We start from the raw sequence: 5,477 nt of genomic DNA, 5'->3' as shown, positions 1-5,477 counted from the left end.
GTTAAATTTTTATTAATTTCACTACTTATATTTAAAATTAATTTTTTTATTAATAATGATTCATTTATCCAATTATCAATACTATAATTTAATGAAATTCCTAAAATAAAATCTATTACTATATCAAATTTTTTTATGTCTTTAAATATTTTCAAATAAATTTCTTTTATTACTTCCGATTCTTTCACATTAATTAAATTTAATTTTTTTCTGTTAATGTTATCTGAATAATAAATTATTATAATTAAATAAATAATCATATTGTTATAATTATGATCATCTAAATTTAAGGTAATTATTTTATTTATTTCTTCTGAAAATTTATAAATATTTTTTATACGTTCTTTTCCAATAATGTTAGAAATATATTCCTTGAAATTATTATTCCAAAATACAGAATTTAATATTTCATATTTTTTATTTGTGTTATTAATTTTATCTAATATATATTCTGATTTTTTTTTAATAATTATTTTCTTTTCAAGTAATTCATTTAAATCATTTTTAATTGTCATTCTTGACACGTTTAAAAATTTGGAAATTTGACTAATATTAAAATTTTTTTGATTAAATAGTATATTAAATAAACAAAATCCAAATCTATCTTCTTTTGAAAAATTATTTTTCAATTGTGAGTTTATAAATATTTCTAATTCCTTTTTTTCAAATTCTGTAGGTTCAAATATCACCAATTTATTCACAATTTTTAAATTTCTTATTTTAAATAAATAAAGTGCATTGTTTATATTTTTTATATTGTACCTTATTGTTCTTTCAGATACATTATAATGTTTAGAAAATTCAGTAATTGATTTTTTTTCTTTATTAATCATTTCCCTTAATATATTTATTTCTCTATTATTTAACATAACAAATCTCCTTTATTTCAATAAATTATAGCATGCAAATATTTTTTTTCAATTTATAATAATTCCCCTATTTTAGGGAATAATTTTATATGATAAAATAAAAATTAATTAATATTCTTATAAGAAAACAACCCCCACAAACATTATGCAAGTGAGGGTTTTCCTATTTTAGAGAAGATTTATTAATTAAAATTTATTATTGTTTCTTTAATATTATTTTCTGATATTCCATATTTTTCTTTTACTTCTGATGTTTTTCCTGATTCAGTAAATGTATCCAATACAGCTATTCTTTTCAATTTTATTTTCATATTATTTTCAGCTATTATTTCTGCTATTGCAGATCCTATCCCACCATTAATTGTATGATTTTCCACTGTTAAAATACCTTTAACCCCAGATAATTCTCTCTTTAATCCTTCAACATCTAATGGTTTTATAATTCTCAAGCTTATTAATTTATTTTTATAGCCTTCCATTTTTAGCATTTCATATCCTAATATTGCCTGTTTAGCTGCTGTTCCTTCAAATACTATTGCATAATCATTTCCATCATCAGCTAAAACTTCAATAGTTTCATAATTTTTATTTTCTTTTTCATGTATTATAGGAACTAAATCTCTCGCAACACGAATATATACTGGTCCTTTTATTTCTAATGCTAATTTTATACACGATTTTAAATCTTCCAAATCTACTGGACTTAAAACTCTTAAATTAGGTAATGCTCTTGATAAAGCAATATCTTCTAAAGCATGATGAGTTGCTCCATCAGGACCATTATCCATACCAGGATGTGTTCCAATTATTTTCACATTTAAATTAGCATAACAAACCTGTCTTAATTGAGTCCAAACTGTTCCGGTACAAAATATTGAAAAATTAACATAAAATGGTATTAATCCTTCTGTTGCTAGCCCCGCTGCTATACTCATAGAATTTTGTTCAGCTATTCCCATTTCAAAAAATCTATTTGGATATTCTTTTTGAAATTTATGGGTAGTTACAGATGTTGCTAAATCACTATCAATTACAACTATTTTATCATTTTCTTTAGCAAAGCCATTTAAAATATCTCCTATATGATCTCTTGGAGAAATAAATTCATAACTCATATTACATTCCTCCTTCAATTTCTTTTGTTGCTATTTTATATTCTTCTTCATTTATGGCACTACTATGCCATTTTGGATTATTCTCCATATAACTTATACCTTTTCCCTTTACAGTATGTGCTATTATAAATATTGGTTTTTCTTTTATCGTTTTAGATTTTTCTATAGCATTAGCTATTTCATCATAATTATGACCATCTATTTCTATAATTTCCCAACCAAATGATAAAATTCTATCTCTAATAGGTTCAAGATTCATTGTTTTATTAACATCAGCTTTTGAAGATAATTTATTATAATCTAATATTGCTACAATATTATCCAATTTATAATGTGATCCACTCATAAGGGCTTCCCAAATTTGACCCTCTTGCATTTCTCCATCTCCTAATATAACAAAGATTTTAGAATTATCATTTTTTAATTTTTTACCTAAGGCCATACCTATCCCTATAGATAAACCTTGTCCTAAAAGTCCCGTATTAGCATCAATTTCTTTTATCTTATTTCTATCAGGATGTCCTTGCAATCTTGAATTTATCTTTCTAAATGTAGTTATTTCATCTCTAGATACTATTCCTCTTTCTAAAAAAATTGAATATAATGCTGGAGTAACATGACCTTTAGAAAATATTAATCTAGTTGTATCTTTTCCATATTCTAATTCATATTCATCTAAATAATTTAAAATATCTATACATGATAATGATCCTCCTGGATGCCCTGCTTTAGCAAAATATACTAAATCTATAATATTTTTTCTATATTTTTTGGCTTTTTCTAACAATTTTGTTTTATTCATAATTATCTACCTTCCTAGCATCTTACCTATATAATAAACTGCTAACCCTAATGCAACAAAATCTGTTTCAGGGAATGTTGTTCCTGTTAATCCAACTACTTCCATTATTGGGTATAATAATGCTGGTCCTATTGCTATTAATACACCAGTCACAAATCCACCTAATATACAACCTTTCCATCCACCAGTCGCATTTCCAAATACTCCTGCTGTTGCTCCTATAAAGAAATATGGTATTGCTACTGGTATTATTACTACCATTCCCAATCCTGCTAAAATAAACATACATATTAATCCACCAACATATGCTGATAAAAATCCTAAAACTGTTGCTGTAGGTGCATATTGGAATACTACTGGACAATCTAGTGCAGGTTTAGCATTAGGTATTAATTTTTCAGATATTCCTACAAATGCCGGTATTATTTCACCTAAGAACATTCTAACTCCTGTTATTATAATATATAATGCTGCTGTAAATGTTAATGATTGAAATAATGGATATACTAACCAACTTACACCATTTGATAATTGTTCTACACTTTCCTTACCAGCTGCAAAACATGCAACATAAAAGAATATTAATATAGATATACTCACTGAAACTACATAATCTTTGAAAATTGATAACCAACCAGGTAATTTAATTTTTTCTGTACTTTCTTCAGGTTTCCCAACGAACTTACCTAAAAATCCTGATAAAGCATAAGCTATAGTTACATAATGCCCCATTGCTATTTCATCAGAACCTGTAACTTTTCTCATCCAAGGTTGAGCTATTGCAGGATATATTGCAGCAGACAATCCTAAAAGTATTGATCCTATAATTACAGCATAAAGATTTGATAAATTTAATGCTTTTAAAACTACTGTTAATAAAGCTGCAAGATATAAATTATGTTGTCCTGTTAAAAATATATATTTAAATCTAGTAAATCTAGCTACTATTAAATTAAATATAAATCCAAATACCATAATTAATGAAACTACAGTTGCAAATTTAGTCTGTGCTAAAGCAGTCAAAGCTTCTGCTAATGGTAAAACACCTTGTAAATTAAATCCAATACTAAATAATTGTTGAAAACTATTCAATGAATTTACTGCTAAACCTGCTCCACCAGCAAATATTAAAAATCCTACTATAGTTTTAATTGTTCCAGAAATTACTTTTGTGGCAGGTTTCTTTTGTAATAAAAGACCTAAAAGCGCCATAAATCCAACTAATATAGGTGCAGAACCTAAAAGATCAAAAACAATAACTTTCAAAACATCCATATTTTATTACCCCCTTCATTTTTTAATTATTTTCCAAAAAATTAATTAATTTTGTTTTCAATTCTTCTTTATTAAGTAAATCTTCCACCCCTATGATATACTTAACTTCTCCTTCTAGTTGTTCAACAAGATCATTCATAGTTATTACAAAATCTACATCATAATTTGATACAGCACTTAAAACATCATGTTCTAAATCAATATCTAAATTATTCTCTGAAATAACTTGCTCTAATTTTATTCTAAGCATCATACTACTACCCATTCCAGTTCTACAAACTACTAAACCTCTTTTCATCAATATCCTCCTTTATTTATATACTCATATATTTCTTTTTCTCCAATCAAATCTTCATTTATTTTTTTGAAAAATTCTTCATCATCTATTAAATTAGCGATATATGAAACCTGATCTATATGACAATCATTATCCAGTGATAAAATGTATATAAAATAGTTAACATTTTTATTACCATCAAACTTTACAGATTTATTAAATCTAAAGAAACTAAATCCTTGTTTCAAAACTCCTTCCTCAGGTCTTAAATGTGGAATTGCAATATTTTTAGTTATAATGTAGTAAGGACCTATTTCTTTTGTTAAACTTATAAGTTTTTTCTTATAATCTGAATTTATATATCCATTTTTTTCTAAAATATTGCAAGTTTTTTCTAATGCTAATTCCCAATTTTCTGCTTCTAAATTTAAATTTATTAATTTATTATCTATCAACATTATTTGTTTCCTCCAATAAGTATTTTTTTAAAGTTTTTCTATCTTTTATAAAATCAATATTATTTTTTTCTGTTATTTTTATTATATTTTCAATTAAATCTCTATTATCATTTTTATTTTTATTATATATAAAAAACATTAATTTAACTTCTTTATTATTAGGAAATATTATAGGATGTTTAAAATATACAACTACATAGCCACTTTTATATTTTTTATTTTCTGAAACTGCATGTGGTATTGCAATTCCTTTTGAAATCACTATATATGGACCATATTCTAATACACTATTTATTAATTTATTATAATAATTTTTATCAACAAATTTTAAATGTGACATTTTTTCTACACCAATTTTTATAGCTTCTTGCCAAGAATTGATTTTTTTAACAATATAAAATATATTTTTATCATTAAATATTTCTTTAGATTTACTGTTAATCGTTTTCTGTCCCAATTTAATATCCGTTTTTATTTTAAAATATTTATCTAATTTTTGTATTTCATTATTTGTAATTAAAGGTGATATTTTTAAAGTTTTTATATTAATTTTTAAATCATTACAATCTACTGTACTGATTAATAAATCATAATCTTTAATATTTATTTTAAACATATCTATTTTTGATACTATAACTATATTATTTATTTTATATCTTTTATTTAATTTATTTATTAATA

At 24.1% G+C, this 5,477-nt stretch carries 7 protein-coding genes; all 7 read right to left on the bottom strand.

Features of this window, described 5'->3' with window-relative positions; all coding sequences use genetic code 11:
• On the bottom strand, positions 1-869 hold an 869-nt coding region (locus AWT72_RS07880), incomplete at its 3' end, for an HTH domain-containing protein (RefSeq protein WP_156413113.1).
• A gap of 182 nt (positions 870-1,051) precedes the next feature.
• Entirely contained in the window at positions 1,052-1,984 is a 933-nt protein-coding gene (locus tag AWT72_RS07875) for a transketolase family protein (RefSeq protein ID WP_067143348.1), read from the bottom strand.
• A 1-nt stretch (position 1,985) separates the two neighbouring features.
• Positions 1,986-2,786 carry a transketolase gene (locus AWT72_RS07870; RefSeq protein ID WP_067143345.1) on the bottom strand — a complete coding sequence of 267 codons (801 nt, stop codon included), beginning with the start codon at positions 2,784-2,786 and terminating at the stop codon, positions 1,986-1,988.
• Between the two features lie 6 nt (positions 2,787-2,792).
• Positions 2,793-4,061: a PTS ascorbate transporter subunit IIC gene (gene ulaA / locus AWT72_RS07865; protein WP_067143342.1), complete on the bottom strand. Its 1,269-nt coding sequence runs from the start codon at positions 4,059-4,061 to the stop codon at positions 2,793-2,795.
• Positions 4,062-4,083: 22 nt separating this feature from the next.
• On the bottom strand, positions 4,084-4,359 hold the full coding sequence (locus tag AWT72_RS07860; protein WP_067143339.1) for a PTS sugar transporter subunit IIB: 276 nt from the start codon (positions 4,357-4,359) through the stop codon (positions 4,084-4,086).
• A complete protein-coding gene (locus AWT72_RS07855; RefSeq protein WP_067143336.1) occupies positions 4,359-4,796 on the bottom strand; it encodes a PTS sugar transporter subunit IIA in 438 nt (145 codons plus the stop codon). The genes AWT72_RS07860 and AWT72_RS07855 overlap by 1 nt, the downstream gene beginning before the upstream one ends.
• Positions 4,783-5,477, bottom strand: a 695-nt coding sequence (locus tag AWT72_RS07850) for a PTS sugar transporter subunit IIA (RefSeq protein ID WP_156413112.1), incomplete at its 5' end; no start/stop codon positions are given. The genes AWT72_RS07855 and AWT72_RS07850, both read right to left, overlap by 14 nt.

The organism is Oceanivirga salmonicida (genome assembly GCF_001517915.1).
Taxonomy (GTDB): domain Bacteria; phylum Fusobacteriota; class Fusobacteriia; order Fusobacteriales; family Leptotrichiaceae; genus Oceanivirga; species Oceanivirga salmonicida.
Note: the sequence above shows the minus strand (reverse complement) of the source record. Positions and strands in the feature narration are given on the sequence as shown.